Annotated in this window: 25 protein-coding genes; 18 read left to right on the top strand and 7 right to left on the bottom strand. The window is 71.8% G+C overall.

Annotated features, from left to right (window positions below):
- Window positions 1-5 precede the first annotated feature (5 nt).
- The 7 genes from KBX00_RS08530 to KBX00_RS08500 all read left to right on the top strand — a co-directional run bounded on the left by KBX00_RS08530 (window position 6) and on the right by KBX00_RS08500 (window position 6,778).
- Window positions 6-968, top strand: coding sequence for a Rossmann-like and DUF2520 domain-containing protein (locus KBX00_RS08530; RefSeq protein ID WP_210825030.1), 963 nt, complete (start codon window positions 6-8; stop codon window positions 966-968).
- A gap of 38 nt (window positions 969-1,006) precedes the next feature.
- Window positions 1,007-1,855: a pantoate--beta-alanine ligase gene (panC, locus tag KBX00_RS08525; RefSeq protein WP_210825267.1), complete on the top strand. Its 849-nt coding sequence runs from the start codon at window positions 1,007-1,009 to the stop codon at window positions 1,853-1,855.
- Window positions 1,856-1,882: 27 nt separating this feature from the next.
- Window positions 1,883-2,302, top strand: a complete 420-nt coding sequence (gene panD, locus KBX00_RS08520) for an aspartate 1-decarboxylase (protein WP_210825028.1) — start codon at window positions 1,883-1,885, stop codon at window positions 2,300-2,302.
- Window positions 2,303-2,454: 152 nt separating this feature from the next.
- Window positions 2,455-3,351: a septum formation family protein gene (locus KBX00_RS08515; RefSeq protein ID WP_210825026.1), complete on the top strand. Its 897-nt coding sequence runs from the start codon at window positions 2,455-2,457 to the stop codon at window positions 3,349-3,351.
- Window positions 3,352-3,412: 61 nt separating this feature from the next.
- A complete protein-coding gene (locus KBX00_RS08510) occupies window positions 3,413-5,107 on the top strand; it encodes an L-aspartate oxidase (protein WP_210825024.1) in 1,695 nt (564 codons plus the stop codon).
- Complete coding sequence (gene nadC / locus KBX00_RS08505) at window positions 5,104-6,000, top strand: carboxylating nicotinate-nucleotide diphosphorylase (RefSeq protein WP_210825022.1); 897 nt, start codon at window positions 5,104-5,106, stop codon at window positions 5,998-6,000. Before KBX00_RS08510 ends, nadC begins: the two co-directional genes overlap by 4 nt.
- 19 nt (window positions 6,001-6,019) lie before the next feature.
- Window positions 6,020-6,778 carry a type III pantothenate kinase gene (locus KBX00_RS08500; protein WP_210825020.1) on the top strand — a complete coding sequence of 253 codons (759 nt, stop codon included), beginning with the start codon at window positions 6,020-6,022 and terminating at the stop codon, window positions 6,776-6,778.
- A gap of 147 nt (window positions 6,779-6,925) precedes the next feature.
- On the opposite strand, the gene KBX00_RS08495 is transcribed toward KBX00_RS08500, so the two are convergent.
- A complete protein-coding gene (locus KBX00_RS08495; protein WP_210825018.1) occupies window positions 6,926-7,666 on the bottom strand; it encodes a class I SAM-dependent methyltransferase in 741 nt (246 codons plus the stop codon).
- 91 nt (window positions 7,667-7,757) lie between these two features.
- Here KBX00_RS08495 and lysS point away from each other — a divergent pair, with 91 nt between their 5' ends.
- The 4 genes from lysS (at window position 7,758) to KBX00_RS08475 (ending at window position 13,684) form a co-directional block, all read left to right on the top strand.
- On the top strand, window positions 7,758-9,266 hold the full coding sequence (gene lysS / locus KBX00_RS08490; protein ID WP_210825016.1) for a lysine--tRNA ligase: 1,509 nt from the start codon (window positions 7,758-7,760) through the stop codon (window positions 9,264-9,266).
- Between the two features lie 112 nt (window positions 9,267-9,378).
- Complete coding sequence (locus KBX00_RS08485) at window positions 9,379-9,729, top strand: Lsr2 family protein (RefSeq protein WP_093409819.1); 351 nt, start codon at window positions 9,379-9,381, stop codon at window positions 9,727-9,729.
- Window positions 9,730-10,155: 426 nt separating this feature from the next.
- Complete coding sequence (locus tag KBX00_RS08480) at window positions 10,156-12,690, top strand: ATP-dependent Clp protease ATP-binding subunit (RefSeq protein ID WP_210825264.1); 2,535 nt, start codon at window positions 10,156-10,158, stop codon at window positions 12,688-12,690.
- A gap of 340 nt (window positions 12,691-13,030) precedes the next feature.
- Window positions 13,031-13,684, top strand: a complete 654-nt coding sequence (locus KBX00_RS08475; protein WP_210825262.1) for a C39 family peptidase — start codon at window positions 13,031-13,033, stop codon at window positions 13,682-13,684.
- 57 nt (window positions 13,685-13,741) lie between these two features.
- On the opposite strand, the gene KBX00_RS08470 is transcribed toward KBX00_RS08475, so the two are convergent.
- A complete protein-coding gene (locus tag KBX00_RS08470) occupies window positions 13,742-14,644 on the bottom strand; it encodes an A/G-specific adenine glycosylase (RefSeq protein ID WP_210825014.1) in 903 nt (300 codons plus the stop codon).
- 95 nt (window positions 14,645-14,739) lie between these two features.
- On the opposite strand from KBX00_RS08470, the gene KBX00_RS08465 reads away from it, so the two are divergent.
- From KBX00_RS08465 to KBX00_RS08455, 3 genes are all read left to right on the top strand, one after another.
- The gene (locus KBX00_RS08465; RefSeq protein ID WP_210825012.1) at window positions 14,740-15,252 is read left to right on the top strand and encodes a glycine cleavage system protein R; all 513 of its coding nucleotides are present in this window, start codon (window positions 14,740-14,742) and stop codon (window positions 15,250-15,252) included.
- A gap of 23 nt (window positions 15,253-15,275) precedes the next feature.
- Window positions 15,276-15,842 (top strand): peptide deformylase, encoded by a 567-nt coding sequence (locus KBX00_RS08460; RefSeq protein WP_210825261.1) that lies wholly within the window; start codon window positions 15,276-15,278, stop codon window positions 15,840-15,842.
- A 136-nt stretch (window positions 15,843-15,978) separates the two neighbouring features.
- A complete protein-coding gene (locus KBX00_RS08455) occupies window positions 15,979-16,722 on the top strand; it encodes a hypothetical protein (protein ID WP_210825010.1) in 744 nt (247 codons plus the stop codon).
- Window positions 16,723-16,786: 64 nt separating this feature from the next.
- On the opposite strand, the gene disA is transcribed toward KBX00_RS08455, so the two are convergent.
- From disA to KBX00_RS08435, 4 genes are all read right to left on the bottom strand, one after another.
- The gene (disA, locus tag KBX00_RS08450) at window positions 16,787-17,965 is read right to left on the bottom strand and encodes a DNA integrity scanning diadenylate cyclase DisA (RefSeq protein WP_210825008.1); all 1,179 of its coding nucleotides are present in this window, start codon (window positions 17,963-17,965) and stop codon (window positions 16,787-16,789) included.
- Window positions 17,966-18,062: 97 nt separating this feature from the next.
- Entirely contained in the window at window positions 18,063-19,559 is a 1,497-nt protein-coding gene (radA, locus tag KBX00_RS08445; RefSeq protein ID WP_301547565.1) for a DNA repair protein RadA, read from the bottom strand.
- Window positions 19,560-19,622: 63 nt separating this feature from the next.
- Complete coding sequence (locus KBX00_RS08440) at window positions 19,623-20,342, bottom strand: hypothetical protein (RefSeq protein WP_210825006.1); 720 nt, start codon at window positions 20,340-20,342, stop codon at window positions 19,623-19,625.
- A 138-nt stretch (window positions 20,343-20,480) separates the two neighbouring features.
- Window positions 20,481-21,320 (bottom strand): UbiA family prenyltransferase, encoded by an 840-nt coding sequence (locus KBX00_RS08435; RefSeq protein ID WP_210825003.1) that lies wholly within the window; start codon window positions 21,318-21,320, stop codon window positions 20,481-20,483.
- Window positions 21,321-21,366: 46 nt separating this feature from the next.
- Here KBX00_RS08435 and KBX00_RS08430 point away from each other — a divergent pair, with 46 nt between their 5' ends.
- The 4 genes from KBX00_RS08430 (at window position 21,367) to KBX00_RS08415 (ending at window position 25,092) form a co-directional block, all read left to right on the top strand.
- The gene (locus KBX00_RS08430) at window positions 21,367-22,104 is read left to right on the top strand and encodes a methyltransferase domain-containing protein (protein WP_210825001.1); all 738 of its coding nucleotides are present in this window, start codon (window positions 21,367-21,369) and stop codon (window positions 22,102-22,104) included.
- 47 nt (window positions 22,105-22,151) lie between these two features.
- Window positions 22,152-23,324 (top strand): acyl-CoA dehydrogenase family protein, encoded by a 1,173-nt coding sequence (locus KBX00_RS08425; RefSeq protein ID WP_210824999.1) that lies wholly within the window; start codon window positions 22,152-22,154, stop codon window positions 23,322-23,324.
- A gap of 91 nt (window positions 23,325-23,415) precedes the next feature.
- A complete protein-coding gene (locus KBX00_RS08420; RefSeq protein WP_210824998.1) occupies window positions 23,416-24,465 on the top strand; it encodes a type III polyketide synthase in 1,050 nt (349 codons plus the stop codon).
- Between the two features lie 27 nt (window positions 24,466-24,492).
- Complete coding sequence (locus KBX00_RS08415; protein WP_210824996.1) at window positions 24,493-25,092, top strand: hypothetical protein; 600 nt, start codon at window positions 24,493-24,495, stop codon at window positions 25,090-25,092.
- Between the two features lie 35 nt (window positions 25,093-25,127).
- On the opposite strand, the gene KBX00_RS08410 is transcribed toward KBX00_RS08415, so the two are convergent.
- The gene (locus KBX00_RS08410; RefSeq protein ID WP_210824994.1) at window positions 25,128-25,799 is read right to left on the bottom strand and encodes a hypothetical protein; all 672 of its coding nucleotides are present in this window, start codon (window positions 25,797-25,799) and stop codon (window positions 25,128-25,130) included.
- Window positions 25,800-26,146: the final 347 nt, after the last annotated feature.

Genomic DNA, 26,146 nt, shown 5'->3' with positions numbered 1-26,146 from the left:
GTGACATGAGCGCACGGCTGCGCACCCACTCGGCCGCCTCCCGGCGGCCCGCGACCTTGGCATCGGCCAAGGTCGCCACACCTGTCCTGCGCACGGTCGGCGTCATCGGCGCCGGGCGGGTGGGCGCCACCCTGGGCGCCGCGTTGGTCGCCGCGGGTCATCGGGTGGTCGCCGCTAGCGGGTCGTCCGGTGCTTCCCGGGCCCGACTGGCGCTGCTGCTGCCGACGGTTCCCCGCCGCCCGGCCGCCGAGGTCGCGCGGGCCGCCACCGACCTGCTGCTGATCGCCGTACCGGACGACTCGCTGGCCGGGGTGGTGGCCGGTCTGGCTGCCGACGGTGCGTTGCGTCCCGGCCAGGTGGTCGCGCACACGTCGGGGGCACACGGCCTGGCGGTGCTGGAGCCGGCCAGCGCGGCCGGTGCCCGTCCACTGGCGTTGCATCCCGCGATGACCTTCGCCGGCACGCCCGACGACCTCGGCCGGCTGCCCGGTATCTCCTACGGCGTGACCGCGCCGGCCGACCTGCGCCCGCTGGCCGCCCGGCTGGTGGCCGACCTCGGTGGGGTGCCGGAGTGGATCGCCGAGGCCGACCGGCCGCTGTACCACGCGGCGTTGGCGCACGGCGCCAACCACCTGGTGACCCTGGTCAACGAGGCCGCCGACCGGCTGCGCGACGCCGGGGTGGGCCAGCCCGAGAAGGTGCTCGCCCCGTTGCTGCGTGCCGCGCTGGAGAACGCGCTGCGCCTGGGCGACGACGCATTGACCGGCCCGGTCTCCCGGGGCGACGCCGGTACCGTGCGGCGGCACCTGGCGCGGCTCGCCGCCACCGCACCCGAGTCGGTCGAGTCCTATCTCGTGCTGGCGCGGCGTACCGCCGATCGGGCCGTCGCGGCCGGCCGGCTGCGTCCGGTCGACGCGGCGGCACTGTTGGGCGTGCTGGACGACTACCGGAGCGGGGTGGCGGCGTGACGGTCGGCGGAGCTCAGGTGCCGAGCGAGGTGGAGCACGTGACGGAGTTGGTGCACACCCGTGCCGACCTGGCCAGAGCGCGGGCCGCCCTGACCGGAACGGTGGGGGTGGTGATGACCATGGGCGCGCTGCACGAGGGGCACGAGACGCTCCTGCGTGAGGCCCGGACGCGCGCCGACCACGTGATCGTGACGATCTTCGTGAACCCGCTGCAGTTCGGGCCGACCGAGGACTTCGACCGCTACCCGCGTACCCTCGAAACTGATCTTGACGTGTGCCGGCGAGCCGGTGCGGACCTGGTCTTCGCTCCCTCGGTGGGCGAGATGTACCCCGGCGGCGAGCCGGCGGTCCGGGTCAACCCGGGGCCGCTGGGCGAGGATCTTGAGGGGCTGAGCCGGCCGGGGTTCTTCCACGGCGTGCTCACCGTGGTGCTGAAGCTGCTTCAGCTCACCCGCGCGGACCGGACCTTCTTCGGCGAGAAGGACTACCAGCAGCTGACCCTGGTCCGGCGGATGTGCCGGGACCTGGACGTTGCGGTCGAGGTGATCGGAGTGCCCACGGTCCGGGAACCGGACGGTCTGGCCCTGTCCAGCCGCAACCGCTACCTGTCGCCGGCCGAGCGGTCGGTGGCGTTGAGCCTGTCCCGGGCGTTGCGGGCCGGTGTCGAGGCCGCCTCGGCCGGTGGAGACGCCGCAGCGGTCCTGACGGCGGCACACGTCGCCTTCGGGGCCGGCGAGTCCGGGGCGCGGCTCGACTATCTGGTGCTCACCGATCCGGATCTGGAGCCCGGTCCGGTCCGGGGCCCGGCCCGGCTGCTCGTGGCGGCCTGGGTGGGCAACACCCGGCTGATCGACAACGCGCCGCTCCGGCTCGACCCGGCTTCCTGATTACCCGTCCCCGCGAAAGGCGTCCCGATGTTCCGCACGATGCTCAAGTCCAAGATCCACCGGGCCACCGTGACCCAGGCGGACCTGCACTACGTCGGCTCGGTGACCGTCGACGAGGATCTGCTCGACGCCGCGGACCTGCTCCCCGGCGAGCAGGTGGCGATCGTCGACATCACGAACGGAGCACGCCTGGAGACGTACGTCATCCCGGGCCGCCGGGGCAGCGGCGTGATCGGCATCAACGGTGCCGCCGCCCGCCTGGTCCAGCCGGGCGACCTGGTCATCCTGATCTCGTACGGGCAGATGGACGATGCCGAGGCCCGCGCGTACCGCCCTCGGGTGGTGCACGTGGACGCGGACAACAAGGTCGTCGACCTCGGTGGCGACCCGTCGACCGCCGCGCCCGGCACTGCCGGTGCTCCGGTGCCGAACCCGCTGTCGGTGTAACGGAGGCTCTCGGCACCCTTGCCGTCCCTTTGGTGCTCGGGCCGACCGGCCGCGACCATCGCGCCGCGATTCCGGTCTGTCACCGGAAGGTCATTTCTGGTTACCCTGGAGGCGCCGTCGGGGGACGGCCGCTGAGTGGGGGAGGCGGCGCCATGCAGCGTGCGACGAGGAGCCTGGTCACGGCCTTCATCGTGGCGGCGCTGCTGGCCGGCTGTGGGGCGACCGGCGGGCTGGACGGCGATCTGGTGGACGACTGGGCCGCGCTGCCGCCACCCGGGCTCTTCACTCCTGCCGCCGGAGTCTGTCACGAGGCCGACTTCGCCGAGGTGGTGCCGCTCGGGGCGTACGCGCCGGTGGACTGTGCCGCACCGCACCGGGTGGAGACGGTGCACGTCGGCGCCTTCCCCGCCACCCGGAAGGAGCCGCCGCCCACCGGCTCCGCGGAACTGCGGACCGCCTTCGCCGAGTGTGACAACCGGGCCAACGGCCACGTCGGTGACAACTGGCGGGCCGGGCGGCTCCGGTTGGCGGTCGCGGTGCCGTCCGGGCCGGGCTGGGCCGCCGGGTCGCGCTGGTACCGCTGTGACCTCATGGAGGTCAGCACGGTGGAGGCCGGTGCCGAGGTCGTGCTGCGTAGCGGCTCGCTGCGCGACGCGCTCCGGACGGCGTCGGCGCTGCGACTGAGCTGCCAGCAGACCCGTACCGGCGGGAACGGTGTGGTGCAGACCCTGGTGCCGGTGGCGTGCACCGACCGCCACGACGCCGAGTTCGCCGGGGTCTGGTCGGCCCCGGACCGCCCGTACCCGACCCTCAGTGCGCAGTGGGCACCCTTCTACGCCGGGTGCCGCTCGGTCCTCGCCCGCTTCGCCGGTCTGCCGGACAACGACGATCTGATCTTCCGTACCGACCTGGTGGTGCGACCGCCCAGCGCCGGTAGGTGGCGGGTCGGTGACCGGGGGATCCGCTGCTATCTGTGGCTCAGCGACCGTCGGGTGACCGGAACGCTCAAGGACGCCGGTCCGGCGGCACTGCCGGTCCGGACGAAGTAGCCGGAACCACTCGTCCCGCCCCCGCCGCCCGAGGCGAAAGGCATTCGGGTTGACTGGAGGCATGGAGCTACCGACCGTCGGCCTGCCGGCGCTGCCGAGCCGGCTGGCCGCCCCGGCGCCCGGCTGGGTGGAGACCACCGACGTGATCGTGGTCGGCTCCGGGGTGGCCGGGCTGACCGCCGCGTTGCATCTGCGTGAGGCGGGGCTGCACGTCACAGTGGTCACCAAGGTCGACATCGACGAGGGATCGACCAGGTGGGCGCAGGGCGGCATCGCCGCGGTGCTCGACCCGGCCGACACCCCGGCCATGCACGCCTCCGACACCGAGATCGCCGGTGTCGGACTGTGCGACCCGGCGGCGGTCCGCGTGCTGGTGGAGGAAGGGCCGACCCGGCTACGGGAACTGATGCGTCTCGGTGCCGAGTTCGACCGCCACGCCGACGGCTCGTTGATGCTCACCCGCGAGGGCGGGCACCGGGCCGACCGCATCGTGCACGCGGGCGGCGACGCGACGGGTGCCGAGGTGCAGCGGGCGCTGCACGAGGCGGTACGCCGCGACCCGTGGATCAGGCTCGTCGAGCACGCGCTGGTGCTGGATCTGCTCCGGGCGCCCGGGGACGGCCCGGGCGGGCTCGGTGCGGCGTGCGGGATCACGCTGCACGTGCTCGGCGAGGGCAGCGAGGACGGCGTCGGTGCCCTGCTGGCCCGCGCGGTCGTGCTGGCCACCGGCGGGATGGGGCAGATCTTCGCGGCCACCACGAACCCGGCGGTCTCCACCGGCGACGGAGTCGCCCTGGCCATGCGGGCCGGTGCGGCGGTCACCGACATCGAGTTCGTGCAGTTCCACCCGACCGCGCTGATCGTGCCGGAGCACTCCCGGGTGCCCGGCGCCGGCCGTGCCCAGCAGCCGCTGGTCTCCGAGGCGTTGCGGGGCGAGGGCGCGTACCTGGTGGACGCCGACGGCAAGCGCTTCATGCTCGGCCAGCACGAACTGGCCGAACTGGCACCCCGGGACGTGGTCGCCAAGGGTATCCACCGGGTGCTGCTGGCCACCGGCGCCGACCACGTCCACCTCGACGCCCGGCATCTCGGCGGCGACTTCCTGGCCCGCCGGTTTCCCACGATCGTCGCGTCGTGCCTGGCCATCGGGGTCGACCCGGGAACCGACCTGATCCCGGTGGCACCGGCCGCCCACTACGCCTCCGGCGGGGTCCGCACCGACCTGCACGGCCGGACCTCGATCCCCGGCCTGTACGCCTGCGGCGAGGTCGCCTGCACCGGTGTGCACGGCGCGAACCGGCTGGCCAGCAACTCGCTGCTGGAGGGGCTGGTCTTCTCCCGGCGGATCGCCGACGACATCGCGTCCGGCCTGCCGGAGCAGGCCCGCCCGGCGGACACCGGAGCGTGGCGCGGTGCGGGCGGCTGGGTGCTGCCGGCCGCCACGACGCCGGTGTTGCAGCGGGCGATGACCCGGGGCGCCGGTGTGCTCCGCTCGGCCGCCACGCTCACCGCGACCGCCGCCGAGCTGGTCGAGCTGGGCGCCGCTCGCGGTACCCCGCGTACCGCCGACTGGGAGGCGACGAACCTGCTCACGGTGGCCGCCACCCTTGTCGCCGTGGCGTACGCCCGCCAGGAGACGCGGGGTTGCCACTGGCGGGAGGACTTCCCGGTGGCCGACGAGCGGTGGCACGGCCACCTGGTCGGTGCCGTCGGCGGAGCGGGACGGTTGACCACCCGGTGGGAGGAGACGCGATGACCGGCGAGACGGAGCGGATGCTGCGCGAGGCCGGGCTGGACCCGGACCAGGTACGCCGGATCATCGAGAACGCGCTGGTAGAGGATCTCGGCCCGGGCGGGCTCGACGTGACAAGCACCGCGACCATCCCGGCTGCCCAGACGGACACCGCCGACGTGGTCGCCCGCGCCGACGGCGTGGTGGCCGGGCTGGCCGTCGCCGCCGCCGTGTTCGAGCTGGCCGCCGAGGCGACCGGCATGGGGCGTACCGTCGAGGTTTCGATGGTGGTCCACGACGGCGAGCGGGTGGCGCGGGGCGACGTGCTGGCCACGGTGACTGGCCCGACCCGGGTGCTGCTCACCGCCGAGCGGACCGCTCTCAACCTGCTCTGCCGAATGTCCGGGGTGGCCACCCACACCCGGGCCTGGGCGGACGCGCTGGCCGGCAGCAAGGCGATGGTGCTGGACACCCGTAAGACCACCCCGGGGCTGCGTGCCCTGGAGAAGTACGCGGTCCGGGCCGGCGGAGGCACGAACAAGCGGATGGGCCTGCACGACGTCGCCATGGTCAAGGACAACCACAAGTTCGCGGCGGGTGGCGTCACCGCCGCGTACCGGCGGGTCCGGGAGGCGTTCCCGGACGTGGCGGTGCAGGTGGAGGTGGACACCCTCGCCGAGGCGGTGGAGGCGGTCGAGGCCGGAGCCGACTTCCTGCTGCTGGACAACATGCCCCCGGCGGTACTCGCCGACGTGGTGGCCGCCGTGGGAGACCGGGCGGAGCTGGAGGCGACCGGCGGGCTGACCCTCTCCGACGCCGCGGCGGTGGGTGCCACCGGCGTCGACTACCTCTCCGTCGGCGCGCTCACCCACTCATCACCGATCCTGGACATCGCCCTGGACCTGCGTACGGAGTGAACCCGTCTAGGCTGCGTGCGTGCTGCTCTGCATCGACATCGGGAACACGAACACCGTGCTGGCGACCTTCGACGGCGACAAGCTGGTGCACTCGTGGCGGATCAAGACCGACGCCCGCTCGACCGCCGACGAGCTGGGCCTGATGTTCCGGGGGCTGCTCGCCGGCGACGCAGTGGAGATCACCGGCGTGGCCGCCTGCTCGACTGTCCCGGCGGCCCTGCGCTCGCTGCGGACCATGCTCAGCCGCTACTACGGGGAACTGCCGAGCGTCATCGTCGAGCCCGGCGTGCGTACCGGGGTGCAGCTGGCCATCGACAACCCGAAGGAGGTCGGCGCGGACCGGGTGGTCAACACGCTGGCCGCGTACACCCTCTACGGCGGACCGTCGATCGTCGTCGACTTCGGCACCACCACCAACTTCGACGTGATCAGTGGTCGGGGCGAGTTCCTCGGTGGTGCGTTCGCCCCGGGCATCGAGATCTCCTTCGACGCACTCGCCGCCCGCGCCGCCCAGCTGCGCAAGGTCGAGGCGACCCGGCCCCGCTCGGTGATCGGCAAGAACACCGTCGAGTGCCTCCAGGCCGGCCTCTACTTCGGGTTCGCCGGTCAGGTGGATCGGATCGTCGAGCGGATGGCTGCCGAGATGGGCGAGTTGAAGGCGGTGATCGCGACTGGTGGGCTGGCCTCACTGGTGCTCACCGAGTGCCGGACGATCACGCATCACGAACCGATGATCACGCTGATCGGGTTGCGCATGGTGTACGAGCGGAACGTCTGACGCTTTGTGGTTGCGGTGGGTTTCCGGGCAGCCCGACCGGCTCCTTCTTGCGGTGGGGTTTCCGGGCAGCGTCATCCGTCCGTTGAGGGAGGGGTCTGTGGGGTGGGGTGGGTTCGTCCGTCTGTTGCGGTCTTGTGCGTGAGTGGTTCAGGTTCTCTGGGCGCGGGCTACCAGGGTGGTGTAGGGGAGGGTGATGGTTTCCTGGGTGGCCAGGTCGGTGTGGGTGTGTAGAAGGGTGCGGACCTGGTGGTCGACCTCGGCGCGGCGGGCGGGGGTGGCGGTGAGGTAGTGGGAGCGGGTGCGGACCAGGCCGAGCAGTTCGTCGGGGGTCAGCGTGGTGGTGTGGGTGAACTCGGCCCACTCGGGGGCGGTGAAGGAGTCGCCGAAGTCGGTCACGCTCTGCCGTAGGTGCTCGACGGTGTCGCCGATCTCGGCGATCCGGCTCAGCTCGGCCACCCAGCCGCACGCATCGTCCCGCAGGTTCCACAGCGGCGCGAAGACCCCGCCGGGCCGCAGCACCCGGGCGATCTCCGCGTGTGCCCGTGGCCGGTCGAACCAGTGGTACGCCTGGCCGGTGAGGACGGCGTCGGCGTACCCGTCGGGCAGCGGCATCGCCTCCGCGCTACCGGCCACCGCGCGCACGTCGGTGCCGACCGACGTCGACTGGGCCCGCATGCCAGGGTCGGGCTCGACGGCGGTCACCCGGTGCCCCAGGGCGAGCAGTCCGCGCGCCACGATGCCGGTACCGGCCGCCAGATCGACAAGCTGCCCGGGCGCGTCGATGCCGTCGAGCGCCCAACGCAGCGCCGCCTGGGGGTAGCGGGGACGGTAGCGGTCGTAGTCGGCGGCGGCGGTGCCGAAGGAGAGGGCCTGGGTGGGCTCGGTCATGACCGGCAGGCTATCCAGTAACGGTCCGCGAGGCGTTTGAGTACGCTCGGGGCCTGACCCCGCCCGAATTCTCCCGCTGAGGAAGCGTGCCGTGACCCAACAGAGCCCCGTGCCAGTCGACCCCGCCGACGACCTTCCCGAGCAGATGAAGGTCCGCCGGGAGAAGCGGGACCGGATGCTCGCCGACGGTGTGCAGCCCTACCCGGTCGGCTACCCGCGTACCAGCACGCTGAGTTGGCTGCGCGAGCGTTACGCGGAACTGCCCACGGACACCGCCACCGGCGACCGGGTCTCGGTCACCGGTCGGGTGATCTTCGTACGGAACACCGGCAAGCTCTGCTTCGCCACCCTGCGCGACGGCGACGGCACCGAGCTGCAGGCGATGCTGTCACTGGACCGGGTCGGCGCGGATCGGCTGGAAGCCTGGAAGCGCCTGGTGGATCTCGGCGACCACGTCGGGATCACCGGGGAGGTGATCACCAGCCGCCGGGGTGAGCTGTCCGTGCTGGCTGAGCAGTGGGCGGTCACCGCCAAGGCGTTGCGCCCGCTGCCGGTGGCGCACAAGCCGCTCAGCGAGGAGGCCCGGGTCCGGCAGCGTTACGTCGACCTGGTCGTCCGTCCGCAGGCGCGGCAGATGGTGCGTACCCGGGCGACGGCGTTGCGCAGTCTGCGCGATTCGTTGCACGGCGAGGGTTACCTCGAGGTGGAGACTCCGATGTTGCAGTTGCTGCACGGGGGTGCCGCAGCCCGTCCTTTCGTGACCCACAGCAATGCACTCAACACCGATCTGTATCTCCGAATCGCGCCGGAACTGTTTTTGAAGCGCGCCGTCGTCGGTGGCGTCGAGCGGGTCTTCGAGATCAACCGCAACTTCCGTAATGAGGGCATCGACTCTTCGCACTCGCCCGAGTTCGCCATGCTGGAGGCGTACGAGGCGTACGGCGACTACAACACGATGGCCGAGTTGACCCGTAATCTCGTCCAGCAGGCGGCGATCGCGGTCTCCGGATCGACGGTGGTCACCCACGCTGACGGTCGGGAGTTCGACCTCGGCGGCGAGTGGCGTACGGTCACCCTCTTCGGCGTGCTTTCCGAGGCGCTGGGTGAGGAGGTCACGGTCCACACCGAGCAGCCGCGCCTGGTCGAGTACGCCGACAAGGTGGGCTTGGCCGTCGACCCGAAGTGGGGGCCGGGCAAACTGGCCGAGGAGCTGTTCGAGGAACTTGTCGTACCCGGTCTCGAGGCACCCACCTTCGTGCGGGACTACCCGGAGGAGACCAGTCCGCTGACCCGGGCGCATCGCAGCGAGCCGGGCCTGGCCGAGAAGTGGGACCTGTACGTGCTCGGATTCGAGCTGGGGACCGCGTACTCCGAGCTGGTCGACCCGGTGGTGCAGCGGGAACGGCTGGTGGCCCAGGCGCAACTGGCCGCCCGGGGTGACGACGAGGCGATGCGACTGGACGAGGACTTTCTCCGGGCGATGGAGTACGGAATGCCGCCGGCTGGTGGCATGGGAATGGGAATCGACCGGCTCCTGATGGCGCTGACCGGCCTGGGAATTCGGGAAACCATCCTCTTCCCGTTGGTCCGCCCTGAGTAGTCGAACGAAAACTTACCGCCTCGTTACCGCATCCTATTGACGCGACAAGCATCTGACGGGTTATTGTGCTTGTGCAGTTGGCAGGAGTGACCCTGCTCGAAAGGAATGTGGCGTGGCCAAGCAGATCATTCACAAGCTGGTCGATGACCTGGACGGCGGGGACGCGGACGAGACCGTCAAGTTCGCGCTCGACGGTGTTCAGTACGAGATCGACCTGTCAGGTTCGAACGCAGAGAAATTGCGTGAGGTATTCGCCCCGTACATCGCCCACGGCACGAAGGTCGGTCGCGGCGGTGTGGTCGTCGGTGGCCGGGCTGCCCGTGGTCGCGGTGGTGCCACCGCCGATCGCGAGCAGAACAAGGCCATTCGGGCCTGGGCGCGCAAGGCGGGCAAGGACATCTCGGACCGGGGTCGGATCCCCCAGGAGATCGTCGACGAGTACCACTCGAAGGCCGGTCACTGAGACCAGGCACCAGAGCGGCCACGACGCCGGCCCGGAGAGCTCTCCGGGCCGGCGTCGGCGTCGGCGGGACTTTTCGGGGCGTACCGCGCGTTGTCCACAGCCGGTGGATGTCTTGTCCACAACCTGTGGATGGTGCCGTCCCCGGTCGGGGCGCCCCCGTGCGGCGTTCCCGGCGGTCCCGGCGACCGGGCCGAATTTCGCTCTGCGCGTACACAGACCATGCCCGGAACACCCGTTGAGCGTGGATGGTTGTGCAAAACGACGCGTACCGGGCCCACGACGCAGACACACGAGGTCAGCCGAGTCGGCTCGCGGCGATAGAGTAATGAGGCACGGACGTCCGTCCCGGGCGCCCGTGTATCCGGCCCCGCCGAGAGTCTTGACCACCAAGATCGAGTGCGCACGGCACGTGAGGAGCACGAGGGCATGTTCGAGCGGTTCACCGACCGAGCGCGACGGGTTGTCGTCCTGGCCCAGGAAGAGGCCCGGATGCTCAACCACAACTACATCGGTACGGAACACATCCTGCTGGGCCTGATCCACGAGGGTGAGGGCGTCGCGGCCAAGGCCCTGGAGAGCCTCGGGATCTCCCTGGAGGGCGTCCGCCAGCAGGTGGAGGAGATCATCGGCCAGGGTCAGCAGGCGCCGAGCGGGCACATCCCGTTCACGCCGCGGGCCAAGAAGGTGCTGGAGCTGTCGCTGCGCGAGGCGCTGCAGCTCGGCCACAACTACATCGGCACGGAGCACATCCTGCTCGGGCTGATCCGTGAGGGCGAGGGCGTCGCCGCCCAGGTGCTGGTCAAGCTCGGTGCCGACCTGAACCGGGTCCGCCAGCAGGTGATCCAGCTGCTCTCCGGCTACCAGGGCAAGGAGCCGGCCGCGGCGGGTACCGCGCCGGGTGAGGCCGCGCCGTCGACCAGCCTGGTGCTGGACCAGTTCGGCCGGAACCTGACCCAGGCGGCCCGGGAGGGCAAGCTCGACCCGGTCATCGGGCGCGAGAAGGAGATCGAGCGGGTGATGCAGGTGCTCTCCCGCCGGACGAAGAACAACCCGGTCCTGATCGGCGAGCCCGGTGTCGGCAAGACCGCCGTGGTCGAGGGGCTGTCTCAGAAGATCATCAAGGGCGAGGTGCCCGAGACGCTGAAGGACAAGCAGCTCTACACGCTCGACCTGGGCGCGCTGGTGGCCGGTTCCCGGTACCGCGGTGACTTCGAGGAGCGCCTGAAGAAGGTGCTCAAGGAGATCCGCACCCGGGGCGACATCATCCTGTTCATCGACGAGATCCACACCCTCGTCGGCGCGGGTGCCGCCGAGGGCGCGATAGACGCGGCGAGCATCCTCAAGCCGATGCTGGCCCGTGGCGAGTTGCAGACCATCGGCGCGACCACGCTCGACGAGTATCGCAAGCACCTGGAGAAGGACGCCGCGCTGGAGCGGCGCTTCCAGCCCATCCAGGTCGGTGAGCCGTCGCTGGCGCACACCATCGAGATCCTCAAGGGTCTGCGAGACCGGTACGAGGCGCACCACCGGGTGAGCATCACCGACGCGGCGCTCGTGGCTGCCGCGACGCTGGCCGATCGATACATCTCCGACCGGTTCCTGCCGGACAAGGCGATCGACCTCATCGACGAGGCCGGCGCCCGGATGCGGATCCGCCGGATGACCGCGCCGCCAGACCTGCGCGACTTCGACGAGCGCATCGCCCAGGTGCGCCGTGACAAGGAGTCCGCGATCGACGCGCAGGACTTCGAGCGCGCCGCGCAGCTGCGGGACAAGGAGAAGCAGCTGCTGGGCCAGAAGGCGCAGCGGGAGAAGGAGTGGAAGGCCGGTGACCTGGACGTCGTCAGCGAGGTCGACGACGAGCAGATCGCCGAGGTGCTGGGCAACTGGACGGGCATCCCGGTCTACAAGCTGACCGAGGAGGAGACCTCGCGCCTGCTGCGTATGGAGGACGAGCTGCACAAGCGCGTCATCGGCCAGGAGGACGCGGTCAAGGCCGTCTCGAAGGCGATCCGGCGTACCCGGGCCGGCCTGAAGGACCCCAAGCGCCCGTCGGGCTCGTTCATCTTCGCCGGCCCGTCCGGCGTGGGTAAGACCGAGCTGTCGAAGGCACTCGCGGAGTTCCTGTTCGGCAGCGAGGACGCCCTGATCCAGCTGGACATGTCCGAGTTCCACGACCGGTACACCGTCTCCCGGCTGGTGGGTGCCCCGCCCGGCTACGTCGGCTACGACGAGGGCGGGCAGCTGACCGAGAAGGTGCGGCGTCGGCCGTTCAGCGTGGTCCTCTTCGACGAGATCGAGAAGGCTCACCCGGACGTGTTCAACACGCTCCTTCAGATCCTGGAGGACGGGCGGCTCACCGATGGTCAGGGCCGGATCGTGGACTTCAAGAACACGGTCATCATCCTGACCACCAACCTCGGCACCCGGGACGTCGCCAAGGCGGTCTCCCTGGGCTTCCAGGCGTCGGAGGACTCGGAGTCCAACTACGACCGGATGAAGCAGAAGGTCAACGACGAGCTCAAGCAGCACTTCCGGCCCGAGTTCCTGAACCGGATCGACGACACCATCGTCTTCCACCAGCTGCGTCAGACCGAGATCCTGTCGATCGTCGACATCATGATCTCCCGCATCGAGACCCAGCTGCGGAACAAGGACATGGGCCTGGAGCTGACCGACAACGCCAAGAAGTACCTGGCGGCGAAGGGCTTCGACCCGGTGCTGGGGGCGCGTCCGCTGCGTCGCACCATCCAGCGCGACATCGAGGACAACCTGTCCGAGCGGATCCTGTTCAACGAGCTGACCCCGGGTCAGATCGTGTTGGTGGACTGCGAGGGCGACCCGAACGACATCGACAAGTCCAAGCTCGTCTTCCAGGGGTCCGACCGTCCGGTGGAGGTGCCGGACGCCGTACCGGCCGATCTCGGCGGCAGGACGGCTCCTGCGGGCGCGGACGAGTAGGTCGTCAGCCGAAGCAACGGCGGCCCGGTGGCGAATGCCACCGGGCCGCCGCCGTCTTTGGGGTAGAGGGCGATATCCGCGTGTCATGAACGAGTGTCCGTTTTATGGGTAATTGTCGTGACGACGGTCACGGTTTGCCTGGGCATGGACCGCTCCTGGGGGTCGTTGTAACGGGGAGTAACCGCGACGGCCGCCCCAGTGGGCCTGCTCCGGAAATGCCGGGCCCACCGAGGTCGTTGCAGACCCGGAGCAGGCGCACCCGTGCCCGCCTCCATCCGACGCGGTATCCGCACCCTCCCATCTCCTGGTGTCGTGTCGATCCCCGAGACGGAAGGCAACGATCATGACTGGTCCGATCCGTAAGGCAGCCCTGACCGCCGCCGGTGCCGTCTGCGCCGGCGGGATGATCGCCGGTCCGGTGGGCGCCGCCGCTGCCCCGGCGAATGCCGACCCGCTGGCCGCCGTGACCTCGCGAGGCCACGGCAAGGGCGAGCGGCAGCTGACGCTTCGTTACGAGGCCCAGCCCAACTTCTACTACTGCGGTCCGGCCGCGGTGCGTAACACCCTGAGCATCCTGAACAAGGACGTTTCCCAGGATGACCTGGCCCGCGAGATGGGCACCACCGAGCGGGGCACCGACTCGGCCTTTCTGATCACCGACGCCCTCAACCGGAAGGCCGGCGAGGACGTCTACCGCACGGTGGAGATTCCCGGTCAGGCCGCCGACCGGGCCGAGACCGACCGGCTGCGGGAAGACGTCGTCCGCGCCGTCGACAGCGGGCGGGGCGTCGTGGCGAACGTGGTGGGCACCGCCACCGACCTCGACGGGGGCAGCCACACCTTCGACGGCGGCCACTACATCGCGGTGACCGGCTACCGCGACGGCGGCGACCAGATGAAGATCGCCGACTCGGCCGACGCCGCCCGGGCCGAGTACTGGATCAGCACCGACGCGCTGGCCGACTGGATCGCCAGCCGAGGCTATTCCGCCTGATCCACCTGCCCGACACTGAGGGCCGGCCCCGATCGGGGCCGGCCCTCGAACGTGTTCTCAGCTGGCCACCGGTGCGGGCGGGCCGTCTCCGACCAACCGGAACGACGTCGCACCGATCGGCTCGACCAGACCGTCGCCGACCAGCCCGGCGAGTGCCCGCGCCCGCTGTACGTCGTCGGCCCACACCTGGTCCAGGCGTTGGTGTGGCACCGGCCCGCTGGCCTCCCGGAGCACGCCGAGCAGCAGCCCGCGTACCTGGCGGTCGGTGCCCGCGTACCGTTGCGGGCGGCGGGTCGGACCGGCTGGAGCCGGGCGGCCCGAGGCCCGCCAGGCGCAGGTCGACTCGACTGGGCACACCCCGCAGCGAGGCGACCGGGCGGTGCACACGACCGCGCCCAACTCCATGAAGGCGGCGCTGGCCAGGGCGGCCGCGGCCGGTTCGGCGGGCAGCAGTTCCTCGGTGGCGACCAGATCGGCGGGGCGGGTGGTCGGGCCGGCATCCGGTTCTCCGGCCACCGCCCGACAGACCACCCGGCGCACGTTCGTGTCGACCACCGGGTGACGCTGGCCGTACGCGAAGGCGGCGACCGCCCGGGCGGTGTAGGTGCCGACGCCGGGCAGAGCGAGCAACTGTTCCAGCCGGTCCGGCACCGCACCGCCGTGTCGCTCCACGATGGCCACCGAGCACTCGTGCAGCCGGACCGCGCGGCGGGGATAGCCGAGCCGTCCCCACATGCGGATCGCCTCGGCCGGGCTCGACCCGGCCAGCGCGGCGGGCGTCGGCCAGCGCTCCAGCCACGCCTGCCAGGCGGGCAGCACCCGCGCGACCGGGGTCTGCTGAAGCATGACCTCGCTGACCAGGATCGCCCAGGGCCCCGCCTCGGGCCTGCGCCAGGGCAGGTCCCGCGCGTGCTGTTCGTACCACCGGCTCACCCGGCCGGCGAAGGTGGGTTCTGTCATCGCGTCGCCGATGATGTCACGCGCCCCGGTCCCGCCGTTCGGGCGGTCGGGCGGGCCGACACCGACGACGCCGGCCGATCGGGCAGAATGCCCGGATGAACGAGCTTGCGATCACCGTCATCGGCCGGGACCGGCCCGGCATCGTGGCTGACGTCGCCGAGGTGCTCGCCCGGCTCGGAGCCAACCTCACCGACAGCACCATGACCCGTCTGCGGGGACATTTCGCGATGACCCTGATCTGCGTCGGCCCGGCCGCCGCCGAGGTCGAGACCGCGCTGGCGGCGCTGGCCGCCGACGGCCAACTGCTGGCGACGGTACGCGCCGTGACGCCGGACGGTGAGACGGCGCCCGCCGGCGAACCGTACGTGATGGCGGTGCACGGCGCCGACCGGATGGGCATCGTGGCCGCGATGACCCGGGCGCTGGCCGAGGCCGGCGGCAATGTCACCGATCTGAGCACCCGCCTGGCGGGGACGCTGTACGTGGTGGTGGCCGAGGTGGAACTGCCCCCGGGTACGGCCGACGCGCTCACCGGCCGACTGGCGGAGGCGGCCGCCGGTCTCGGTGTCGAGGTGACTCTCCGACCCGCCGAACCGGACGTGCTGTGAGCGGCGCATCGGACGCGGGCAACCTGGACGCGCAGGCCGACGCATACGTGGGCCTTGGTGACTGGGTTCCCGAGACAGTCGGCACCGGCCGCGTCATTCCGGTGGTCTCCGCCCCGGCTCCGGTGCTCAGCCGGCCGGGAGGCGAGGTCGACCCGACCGCCGGTGAGACGGTGCAACTGGCCGCCGACCTGATCGCGACCATGCGGGTGTCGCCGGGCTGTGTGGGCCTGGCCGCACCACAGGTCGGGGTGAGCGCGCAGATCTTCGCGGTGGACGTCACCGGGCATCCCAAGACGGTTACCGGGCACGGCGTCTTCGTGCTCTGCAACGCCAGGGTGGTCGAGGCCACCCGGTGGAAGGCAGGTCGGGAAGGGTGCATGTCGGTGCCGGACCTGACCGGTGACGTGAAGCGTGCGACCCGGCTGGTGGTGGAGGGTGCGCTGCCCGGTAGTGGTGAGAGCGTACGCCTGGTGACGGACGGTTTCGAGGCCCGCGCACTGCAACACGAGATCGACCACTGCGCCGGCCTGCTGTTTCTGGATCGGGTGGCCGGTGCACACGCGATCTACCAGCGCAAGGTATACCTCTGAGCCGGGCCGGACGGTCGCCCTGAGTGACCGTCGCCGGGCGAACCGTCGTGAATGGAGGGTCGGATCCGATGGGACCGGGCAGCCCCGGCGCGTCGCTGCTGTGCGCCACACCCGCCGCCGCTACGGTGGGGTCATCATGCGTCTGACGGTCGGCCCCCTGCCTCCCACCGTGTACTGGCGGCGTCGCGCCGTCGTGCTCGGTGCGGTGCTGCTTTTCCTGATTGTCCTGTTCTACTCGTGCAACGGGCCCACCGGGGGCAACGATGCGACCGGCGACGGCAAGCCCGAGCCGGGCGTGGCGACCGGCACGCCGGATCCGACCGGCTCGGTGCTGACCCCGCAGACCGGTTCGCCCCCGTCCGGTGACGCCGGGGCCGACCCGGCCAATCCAGACGGCGAGGGCGAGACCGCAGACGCGGAGGACGAGCCGGAGAACGAACCGAGCCTCAGCAACGACCCACCGGCGGCCAATCCGATCGCGGACGAGGGCAACTGTGCGGACACCGAACTCTCGGTGACCGCCGTGGCGCTGCCGGCACAGGCCGCCTCGGGGGCGTCCGTCGACCTGAGCTTGAAGATCCGTAACAGGTCCGACCGGACGTGCAGCCGAGACGTCGGCGCGACCGCCCAGGAGTTGTACATCAAGGCCGGTGCCGAGGTGGTCTGGTCCTCGGACACCTGCGGCACGGCCGCCGGGTCGGACGTGCAGTCCTTCACCCCGGGCTTCGAACGCTCCTACCAGGTCAACTGGAACGGCAGGGACAGCAGCCGGTGCGCCAACGGGGTGGCGAACGGGCCAGTCGTGCCGGCCGGAAGATACGAGGTCTTCGCCCGGGTGGGCACCAAGCTGAGCCAACCCGCGAAGCTCGTCCTCAACTAGGCGGCGTTGAGCCCGCCCTGGCGGACGCTCGACGGGACGCCGGCTCGCTCGGGTGCGGCGCAGCCTAGACGTAGCGTTCCAGGATGGACGCCTCGGCCAGCCGCGACAGCCCCTCGCGTACGCCGCGGGCCCGCGCGTCACCGACGCCGTCGACCGCCTGCAGGTCCTCCACTGTGGCACCCAGCAGCCGTTGCAGACTGCCGAAGTGCACCACCAGCCGGTCGACCACGGCCACCGGAAGGCGGGGCACCTTGGCCAGCAGCCGGAAGCCGCGCGGGCTGACCGCCGCGTCCAGCGCGTCCGAGGCGGCCGGATAGCCGATCGCCTTGGCGACCGAGACCAGGTCGATCAGCTCGGTGGCGCTCAGCAGATCCAGCTCGACGAGCGCCTCGTCGAGGGTCCGGGGCTTGCGACCGGTGGGCAGATAGTCCCGGATGACGAGGGTGCGATCGGCGTCCACGCCGGCCATCAACTCGTCAAGCTGAAGGGCCAGCAACCGCCCGTCGGTGCCCAGCTCGACCACGTAACCGGCGATCTCGTCGGCGATCCGGCGGACCATCTCCAGCCGCTGCACCACGGCCACCGCGTCCCGCACGGTGACCAGGTCCTCGATCTCCAGGGCGGAGAGCGTGCCGGACACCTCGTCGAGGCGGAGCTTGTACCGCTCCAGCGTGGCGAGCGCCTGATTCGCCCGGGACAGGATCGCCGCCGAGTCGTCGAGCACGTGCCGCTGACCGTTGACGTAGAGGCTGATGATGCGCATCGACTGGCTGACCGAGATGACCGGGTAGCCGGTCTGCCGGGCGACCCGCTCCGCGGTGCGGTGCCGGGTGCCGGACTCCTCGGTCGGGATGGTGGGATCGGGCATCAGGTGCACGGCCGCCCGCACGATCCGGGTGCCGTCGCTGGAGAGCACGACCGCGCCGTCCATCTTGCAGAGCTCCCGGACCCGGGTCGCGGAGAACTCGACGTCAAGCGGAAAGCCGCCCGTGCAGAGCCCCTCGACCACCTTGTCGTAGCCGAGGACGATAAGCGCACCCGTCCGACCCCGCAGGATCCGCTCCAACCCGTCGCGCAGCGCGGTGCCGGGTGCCATCAGGGCCAGGTTCGCGCGCAGCGGGTCACCGGCGACGCCGCCCCCGGTCACGCTCACGCTGATGGGTCGGGCGGGCGAGCCCACGCCAGCGGTGCGGGCGTGGGGCGTCGCGCCGGCTGGCTTGGTGGTATCGCGGTCGATCGGCACTGGCACAGTCTACGGACTGCCCTGCGGTGGGTGCTCTTGTGGTTACTGTGATGTGTCACGATTCCGCCCACCCTGCCCGACCCGCCCGTTGGACGGCTCACTCCGCCGACGCCCGCGCCGCGGCCTGCAACGCCGAACGGACGTCGGTGACCTCGATCACGCGCATCTGCTCCGGCCCGGCACCGGTGCTGGTGGGCCCGCAGCCGGGCGGCACGAGGGCCAGCCGGAAACCGAGCCGGGCCGCCTCAGCCAGTCGGCGCGGTACCGCGCCCACCCGCCGCACCTCGCCGGTGAGGCCGACCTCACCGATCGCCACCAGGTGCGGTGCGATCGCCAGGTTGAGCCCGCCGGAGGCGACGGCGAGGGCGACCGCGAGGTCGGCGGCGGGTTCCACCACCCGGATGCCACCCACAGTGGCCGCGAAGACCTCCCGGTCGTGCAGGGTGAGCCGTTCGGTACGGCGCTGGAGCACCGCCAGCACCATCGCCAGCCGGGCGGAGTCCAGCCCGGAGACGGTACGCCGGGGCGAGCCGGCCACGGTGGCCCCGATCAGCGCCTGCACCTCGGTGAGCAGTGCCCGACGCCCCTCCATCGCCACCGTCACGCAGGTGCCCGGGACCGGCTCGGAGTATCGGGTCAGGAACAGCCCGGAGGGGTCGGCGAGGCTGCTGATGCCGCCCTCGTGCATCTCGAAGCAGCCGACCTCGTCGGCGGCGCCGAACCGGTTCTTGACCCCACGCACCATCCGCAGCGACGAGTGCTTGTCGCCCTCGAAGTGCAGCACCACGTCGACCAGATGCTCGAGCACCCGAGGACCGGCGACCTGGCCATCCTTGGTGACGTGGCCGACGAGCACGGTGGCGACGCCGCGTTCCTTGGCGACCGCGACCAGGGCGGCGGTGACCGCCCGGACCTGGGTCACCCCGCCCGGTACGCCCTCGGTGCCGGTGGTGGAGATGGTCTGCACCGAGTCGAGGACGAGCAGGCCGGGCTTGACCGCGTCGAGGTGACCGAGCACCGCCGCGAGGTCACTCTCGGCGGCGAGGAAGAGCTGATCGTGCAGCGTGCCCATCCGCTCCGCCCTCAGCCGCACCTGGCTGACCGACTCCTCACCGCTGACCACCAGTGACGGGCTGCCGGCTCCGGCCGCCCACTGCTGGGCGACGTCGAGCAGCAGGGTGGACTTGCCCACCCCCGGTTCCCCGGCGAGCAGCACCACGGCACCGGGCACCAGGCCGCCACCGAGGACCCGGTCCAACTCGCCGACCCCGGTCGGTCGGGCCCGGGCAGGTGCCGCGCTGATGGTGGCGATGGGCCGGGCCGGCTCGGCGGGCATCCGGGAACTGACCACGCGGCCCGAGACGGTCGGACCGGTGACCGTGCACTCGACCACGGAGCCCCACTCGCCGCACTCGGGACAGCGGCCCACCCATTTCGGCGGCTGATGCCCGCAGGCGTCGCACTCGTACGCGGGCCGGGGCTCGCGAGCGGCGGCCCGGCTTCGCGAGCCGGTGCCCGCCCGGGACGGGGTCGATCGGGAGATGCTCACCCGAGCGACGCTAACCCCCGGGTACGACGACGGCACCCCCGGCATGGCCGCACCACGCCGACGATGCCGTCGGGACGTACCTGGACCGGCGCGGCCGGCCCGCGTCGCTCAGTGGCCGCCTTCGCCCTCGTATTCGGTGTGCCGCTCGATTACCGGCGACGGCTGCGGCAGCGGCGTGAGCGGCACGGCGATCGGCGCGGGGCTGGTGACCGTCTCCCCGCCGAAGTCGAAGGTCAGCGTGACGCTCTGGCCGGCGAGCAGGTTCTCGTTCAGCCCGAGCAGCTGAAGCACCTGCTCACCCTCGGTGTTCAGCTGCACGTAGCTCAGCGGAGGGATCTCGATCCGGGCCGGACCGGACGTGGGTGACCCGGTCGGGCTCGGCGAGGGGGAGTTGCCCGGCGAGGCGGAGTCGTCCGGCGCGGGGGATCCCTCGGGAGACTGCTCCGGTGCGGGGGAGGTGGTCGGCGACGGCGAGCCGGTGGGCGACGGGCTGGTCGCGGCGGCGACCGTGCTGAGCACCACCTCTCGGGCGTCCGGCGAGCTGACCGTCACCGTGACCGGATCCGGCGAGTCGTTGTAGAGGACGACGTTGAGCAGGGCGTTGTCGCCGGCCTGATAGCCTTCGACACCGGGGTAGGCCAACGCGGCCGCGCGTACGGCGTACCGCCCGTCACCTGCCTGGAGATTGACGCCCTGGATCGAGGGCACCTTGTTGGCCGTCTCGGAGATCTGGCCGGCGCCGCATCCGGACAGCAGCAGCCCGGCTGCCGCCGCGATCCCGGGCAGCAGCACGGCAGCCCGCCGGGAACCCCTGATCGAGCGCCTCACGTCGGTCCTCCTCGTCACGATCACACCGGCTTGCCTGCCGGAACCGCTGGCCATGCCCGCGCAGACCGGCTCCAGGGTAGTTGGAGCTGATCGTGGCCCGCACGCCGACCCGGTGCGGTCAACCGGCCGGGCGGCGACTCAGACCAGCCGACCGTTCATGACCAGCAGGACGACGTCGATGAGGGCGACCAGCAGTACCGCCCGGAAGGCGGCCACCGGTCGGGCTCCGGTGCCCGGCCCGACCCGGCCCGCGTACCAGGCCACGACGAAGATCACGACGGCGGCGACCACCGCCGCGAGACCCACGGCGGTGGGCGGTCCGGGCGGCCCGAGCACAAGCGTGACGGTCGCCGCGATCAGCAGCCCGACGGCGGCCGCGCGGCTGTGCGTCGGGCCGAGCCGGTGCGGCAGCCCACGCACCCCGGTCCGGGCGTCGTCGGCGAGATCGGGCAGCACGTTCGCGAAGTGGGCACCCGCGCCGAGCAGGGCCGCCGCAACGACCAACCAGGCCGGGGGCGGTGGAGCGCCGGGCAGTGCCAGCACCACGAAGGCGGGCAGCGCGCCGAAGGAGATCGCGTACGGCAGCACCGAGATCGGGGTGGACTTCAGCGGCCAGTCGTAGAGCAGCGCCGAGACCAGGGCGACGGTGGCGCACAGCGCCGCCGTCGGGTTCGTGGTCAGGGCCACCGCCACGGTCGTGGTGGCCGCCACGGCGGCGGCGACCGCGACGGTACGCCGGCCGAGCGCGCCGGAGGCCACCGGCTTGTCGGTACGCCCGACCGTGGTGTCGCGGTCCGCGTCGAGCAGGTCGTTGGTCCATCCGACGGCGAACTGGCTGGCCGCCACGGTGAGCACCACCGCGACGACGCCGGTGGGTGGATGCCCGACACCGACGGCGAGCAGACCGGCCACTGTGGTGACCGCCGCGGTTGGCTCCGGATGGCTCGCTCTGACCAGCCCTAACACCGTCGACGACATAACGGAAGTCTGGTCGTTACCGGGGAGTCGTGCCACGCTCGTTGCCATGCGTGACGCCGGCCTCGTGCTGCCCCGCAACGATCCGCGCCAGTACGACGACCTGGCGGACGAATGGTGGCGGCCGGACGGCGTGTTCGCCATGCTGCACTGGCTGGCCCGGGCACGGGCCGCGCTGGTGCCTCCGGCGGCGCGTCCCGGCGCGCTCCTGGTCGACCTCGGCTGCGGAGCCGGGCTGCTCGCCCCACACCTGGCTGGCAAGGGTTACCGACACGTGGGGGTGGACCTGACCCGGTCGGCGCTCACCCAGGCGGCGGCACACGGCGTCACGGTGGTCAACGGCGACGCCACGGCGATACCGCTCGTGACCGGCTGCGCCGACGTGGTCGCCGCCGGGGAGCTGCTGGAGCACGTTCCGGACTGGCGTGCGGCGGTGGCCGAGGCATGTCGCCTGCTCCGCCCCGGTGGCCTGCTGGTGCTGGACACCCTCAACGACACCGCGCTGGCTCGGCTGGTCGCCGTTCGCGTCGCCGAGCGCCTGCCCACCGTGCCGCGCGGCATCCACGACCCTCGGTTGTTCGTCGACGATCGCGAGTTGGTCGCCGAGTGCGCCCGGCACGGCGTCGACCTGCGGGTCCGTGGTGTCCGGCCCGGGGTGCCGGGGCTGCTGCGGTGGATACTGCGGCAGGTGACGGGCGCGGCGACGCCGACCAGTCAGGCACCGCGCATCGTGCCGACCGGGTCGAGGGCGGTGCTCTACCAGGGTCACGGGGTGCGCGACGGATAGCTGATCCAGGTGAGGGTATGGCAATGTCCGAAGAGGGGGTTCCATCCATGACCGAGCGCAGTGGAGCGCCGGCGACGGCCCGGCGGCTGGCGCCCCGGCTGGCGGCGCGGGCCGCCACGCATGACCGGGACGGCTCGTTTCCGGTGGACGACTTCGCCGACCTGCGCGAGGCGGGGCTGTTCGGGCTGATGGTCCCGGCCGAACTGGGGGGCTCCGGTGCCACCTTCGCGGGGTACGCGGCGGTCGCCACCGAGCTGGCCCGCGGCAACGGTGCCACCGCTCTGGTGTTCAACATGCACGCCTCGGTGACCGGCGCGCTCGGGGCGGTAACCGAGGAACTGGCCGAGGCGCTCGGCGTACCGGCGGAGGCGCTGGCCGCCCGCGACCGGCTGTTGCGCGCGGCGGCCGACGGGGCGTGGTACGCGGTCGCGATGAGCGAACGGGGCGCGGGCGCCCGGCTGTCCCAGCTGGCCACGGTCTACGAGCCGGTCGACGGTGGCTGGCGGATCAAGGGCAGCAAGACCTTCTGCTCCGGTGCCGGCCACGCCGACGGCTACCTGGTGGCGGCCCGTAGTGCCGCCGACCCGTCGGTGGTCTCGCAGTTCCTGGTCCCGGCCGGGGAAGGGCTCACCGTCGAGCCGACCTGGGACGCCCTCGGCATGCGCGCCACCGCCTCGCACGACCTGCACCTCGACGTGACCGTCGGGGCCGACCGGCTGCTCGGCGGGGTGGAGGGGCTGGCCCTGGTGGTGGCCCAGCTCATGCCGCACTGGCTGGTGGCCAGCTATGCGGCCGTGTACGTGGGAGTGGCCCGGGCGGCGATCGACGCGGCGGCGGAACACCTCAACAGCCGCAACCTCGCCGGGCTGCCGGCGGTACGCGCCCGACTCGGTCGTGCCGACGCCGCTGTGGCTGCGGCGGAGCTGGTGGTCGCCGAGGCGGCCCGGCGGGTGGACGAGGCACCGGGTGACGAGGAGACCAACCGGTGGGTGTGGCGGGCCAAGCTGCTGGCCGGCACCACCGCGGCGGAGGTGGCCGCGTCCATGCTGGAGGCGGCCGGCACCTCCGCCACCCGACGGGGCCACCCGCTGGAACGCCTGTACCGCGATGCCCGCTGCGGGTCGCTGCATCCGGCGACCTCGGACGTCTGTGCCGACTGGCTCGGCATCGCCGTGCTCGGCGGTGACCCGGACCGGGACGGATCGAGTCCTCGTTGGTGAGCGTGAGGAGTGAACTCGCGGGCCCCGTCGTCGCGAACGAGGGCGGGACCGGTGAGGGTGAGAAGTCAGCTTGCGAGAGGAAGGTGGGACCGTGTCCGTACCGGTTATCGCGGGCCTGGGCACGGCCCACCCGCCCTCGGCCGACCAGCAGGAGTTGTGGGAGAAGTTCTTCTCCCAGCACTTTTCCGGCTCGACCCGGGCCCTGGCCGAGCGGATCTTCGCGCATTCCGGGGTGACCCGGCGGCAGGCGGCGGTCAATCCGTTGCTCGAGGACGTCTCCGACTGGCCGACCGAGCGACGGATGCGCCGTTACCAGGTCGAGGCGTTGCCGCTGGGCAAGGAGGCGGTCGGCCGGGCGCTTACCGTCGCCGGGCTGGACGCCCGTGACGTCGGCCTCTTCGTCGTGTGCTCGTGCACCGGGTACGCCACTCCCGGTCTGGACATCCTGCTCGCCCGGGATCTGGGCATGGCCGCGACGACCCAGCGGATGTTCGTCGGTCACATGGGCTGCTACGCGGCGCTGCCGGGACTGGGCGCGGTGGGCGACTTCGTCACCGCCCGGGGCCGTCCGGCGCTGCTGCTCTGCGCCGAGTTGACCAGCCTGCACCTGCAGCCCTCCTCGGCCCGGATGGACACCCAGCAGATCGTCTCCCACGCGCTCTTCTCCGACGCCGCGGTCGCCGCGGTGGTCGTGCCCGGCGGGCGGGGGTACGCGGTACGCGAGGTCGCCTCGGTGACCGACACCTCCACCGCCGACCACATGACCTGGGACGTGACCGACACCGGTTTCCGGATGGGGTTGTCGCCGAAGGTGCCGCAAGTGCTGTCGGCGCACGTCCGGGGGCTGGTCGACGAGGTGCTGGCCCGGCACGGCACCCACCGGTCGGACGTGGACGGTTGGGCCGTGCACCCGGGCGGCCCGCGCATCCTCAACGTGGTGGAGCGTGAGCTGGGGCTGACACCGGCGGCGTTGGCGGCTTCCCGGGAGACGCTCGACGAGCACGGCAACTGTTCCTCGCCGACGGTGCTGTTGATCCTCGACCGTCTGTTCCGGTCGGCACCGGCACCGCGCAAGGTGGTGATGCTGGCCTTCGGGCCTGGCCTGACCCTCTACGCCGCCCTGCTGGAACGCCACGCCTGACCGGTCCCCAGAGTTACTCTTCAAGGTATGGACGTCGATGCCATCCATCGGCTGCGCGGGGCACTGCTGGCCGCCGTCGGGGTGGCGGTGCTGACTCTCGGCGGCTGGTGGTGGCAGGTGCAGGCGCCGCAGGCGCAGACCGGCCTGGGTGTCGCGCCGGGCGGGTCATCGTCCGCCACCTACTGGCGGGAGAACCCGGCCACCGTCGCCGTGGTGCCCGAGCCGGCCTCCACCATCGTGATCGACCCACGTACCGGAACGGTGGTCGGGGCGGACGGCGGCCCGGTGGACGGCACCGTCCCGAGTTCCGCCGTCGCGGACGGCTGGCGGGGTGCGAACGACCTGGTCTGGGCCGAGTCGGCGCGGCTCAGTTCCGGCGGCGCGGTGGTTCGGCAGACCCGGTTGGAGCGCGATGAGCGGCACCTGTTGTGGCTGCGCTGCACCGGCCCGGGTGAGCTGCTGGTGGCCGTCAGCGGAGCCCGGTCAGCAGCCCCGATGACGGTGGGCTGCGACGGTGGGCAGGTCCTGATGGAACTCACCGGCACCGGCGCAGCGGCCCGGTTGTCGTTCTCGCCGGCCGGGTCGCAGCCGGTCCAGATCGAGGCCCGGCTGGTCGCCCTGACCTGAATGGTTCCCCCACGGGTCTGCCCACGGCACGGGGATCAATCGGCCAGTCGGGACAGTTCGGCGGAATGGTCGGCGACCGAGGTGACCTCGGGCACCACCAGAGTGATCCGGCCGGAACGGTCGGCGAGCACGGCCGTCACGCCGAGCTGACCGGCCGGCAGGTGCAGGAAGGCGCGTAGGCCGCCGGCCGGATCGGCGAGTGACCGCACCGATGTCCCCGGCGGTGCTGCCCGTGGCCGGGCGCCCGCCACGGTGACCACGCTCACCCCCGGCGGCACCGCGGTAGCCGCTGCGGCCACCTGCTCCGGGCAGGCACAACCGTCCACCAGCAGCACCACGACCGGCAGCAGCCCGCGTAGCGGCACCGGTGACTGTCCGCCGTCGACCAGGTCGAGCGCGGGTAGTTGGCGTCCGGTCAGCTGCGCCGGTGCCGGGTCGGGGGTGCCGGTGGCCGGTCCGGTCCGGCCGGCCCGGGGCCAGGTGACGGCGGCCAGGCCGGCGATGGTGGTCACGACGGCGACGATCAGTACGAGCACCGGCCCGGCGGGCGGACGTCGACGGCGCCGGTCCGCAGCCGCCCGCCGCAGCTCGCGACGGACCTGTTCAGCCTCGTCGGCCAGGGCGGACAGGTCGTCCGGGATGACCACCCGGCCCCACTCCGGCGGCAGGTCGGGCAGCCCCGGACCATCGGCGTCAGCCTTGCCCATTACGACCCCCTGGAACCTCATGGGTGCGCGGACGCGGCACTCCTCAAGCGTCCCGCACCGGGCCGGGTACCGCTACCGCTGCCCGCGCCCGGTTGCGGCGGGATACCATGGAATGGGTGCGTAGCCCTTGACCTTCAGTGGGTGTGTTGCACGGCCTCGGCGCTTGTTCTCCCGGATCTCCACGGTGGTGTCCAGGGGTCATCCCAAGGTTACGCAACGTGTCCGAATCATCGTCTGGATGGTCTGTCAAGCCGAAGAAATACCTCTCACAGGGCCCCTGAGCTGCGCCAACGGTCAGGACAGTGGTGAGACATCGGTGCCTGAGCGTGTTACCCTAGACACAGCGA

The organism is Micromonospora sp. C95, assembly GCF_018070465.1.
Classification (GTDB): Bacteria; Actinomycetota; Actinomycetes; order Mycobacteriales; family Micromonosporaceae; genus Micromonospora.
The sequence above is the reverse complement of the archived record's forward strand: the minus strand, read 5'-3'. Positions and strand labels throughout refer to the sequence as shown.

What these genes read in the sequence shown, in the direction of transcription:
- KBX00_RS08530 (WP_210825030.1), top strand. Translation starts at nt 6, where the DNA reads ATGAGCGCACGGCTGCGCACCCACTCGGCCGCCTCCCGGCGGCCCGCG.
- panD (WP_210825028.1), top strand. Translation starts at nt 1,883, where the DNA reads ATGTTCCGCACGATGCTCAAGTCCAAGATCCACCGGGCCACCGTGACC.
- KBX00_RS08515 (WP_210825026.1), top strand. Translation starts at nt 2,455, where the DNA reads ATGCAGCGTGCGACGAGGAGCCTGGTCACGGCCTTCATCGTGGCGGCG.
- KBX00_RS08510 (WP_210825024.1), top strand. Translation starts at nt 3,413, where the DNA reads ATGGAGCTACCGACCGTCGGCCTGCCGGCGCTGCCGAGCCGGCTGGCC.
- nadC (WP_210825022.1), top strand. Translation starts at nt 5,104, where the DNA reads ATGACCGGCGAGACGGAGCGGATGCTGCGCGAGGCCGGGCTGGACCCG.
- KBX00_RS08495 (WP_210825018.1), bottom strand. Translation starts at nt 7,666, where the DNA reads ATGACCGAGCCCACCCAGGCCCTCTCCTTCGGCACCGCCGCCGCCGAC.
- KBX00_RS08480 (WP_210825264.1), top strand. Translation starts at nt 10,156, where the DNA reads ATGTTCGAGCGGTTCACCGACCGAGCGCGACGGGTTGTCGTCCTGGCC.
- KBX00_RS08470 (WP_210825014.1), bottom strand. Translation starts at nt 14,644, where the DNA reads ATGACAGAACCCACCTTCGCCGGCCGGGTGAGCCGGTGGTACGAACAG.
- KBX00_RS08465 (WP_210825012.1), top strand. Translation starts at nt 14,740, where the DNA reads ATGAACGAGCTTGCGATCACCGTCATCGGCCGGGACCGGCCCGGCATC.
- KBX00_RS08455 (WP_210825010.1), top strand. Translation starts at nt 15,979, where the DNA reads ATGCGTCTGACGGTCGGCCCCCTGCCTCCCACCGTGTACTGGCGGCGT.
- radA (WP_301547565.1), bottom strand. Translation starts at nt 19,559, where the DNA reads ATGCCGGGGGTGCCGTCGTCGTACCCGGGGGTTAGCGTCGCTCGGGTG.
- KBX00_RS08435 (WP_210825003.1), bottom strand. Translation starts at nt 21,320, where the DNA reads ATGTCGTCGACGGTGTTAGGGCTGGTCAGAGCGAGCCATCCGGAGCCA.
- KBX00_RS08430 (WP_210825001.1), top strand. Translation starts at nt 21,367, where the DNA reads ATGCGTGACGCCGGCCTCGTGCTGCCCCGCAACGATCCGCGCCAGTAC.
- KBX00_RS08425 (WP_210824999.1), top strand. Translation starts at nt 22,152, where the DNA reads ATGACCGAGCGCAGTGGAGCGCCGGCGACGGCCCGGCGGCTGGCGCCC.
- KBX00_RS08415 (WP_210824996.1), top strand. Translation starts at nt 24,493, where the DNA reads ATGGACGTCGATGCCATCCATCGGCTGCGCGGGGCACTGCTGGCCGCC.
- KBX00_RS08410 (WP_210824994.1), bottom strand. Translation starts at nt 25,799, where the DNA reads ATGGGCAAGGCTGACGCCGATGGTCCGGGGCTGCCCGACCTGCCGCCG.